This window comes from Marinobacter vulgaris (assembly GCF_003344045.1).
Lineage (GTDB): Bacteria > Pseudomonadota > Gammaproteobacteria > Pseudomonadales > Oleiphilaceae > Marinobacter > Marinobacter vulgaris.
On the sequence record NZ_QFWX01000069.1, the window covers coordinates 1 to 305 of the forward strand.

General features: G+C 56.4%; 1 protein-coding gene. It reads left to right on the forward strand.

Annotated elements, in window-relative coordinates; translation table 11 throughout:
- A partial coding sequence (locus tag DIT71_RS17835; protein WP_319921928.1) for a 3'-5' exonuclease occupies window positions 1-305 on the forward strand: 305 nt, incomplete at both ends.

Genomic DNA, 305 nt, shown 5'->3' on the forward strand with positions numbered 1-305 from the left:
ATCCTCTATCGCGGAAACCACCAGTCGCGCGTCTTTGAAAAGATGCTGATGCAGAACCGCATTCCCTACAAAATCTCCGGCGGTACGTCGTTCTTTTCGCGTCCGGAAATCAAGGATCTGCTGGCCTATTTGCGCGTGCTGACCAACCCGGATGACGACAGCGCTTTCCTGCGCATCGTGAATACGCCGAAACGCGAGATTGGCTCTGCGACGCTGCAAAAGCTGGGTGAATGGGCGATGACCCGCAACAAAAGTCTGTTCACCGCCAGCTTCGATATGGGGTTGAGCCAGACCCTGACCGGGCG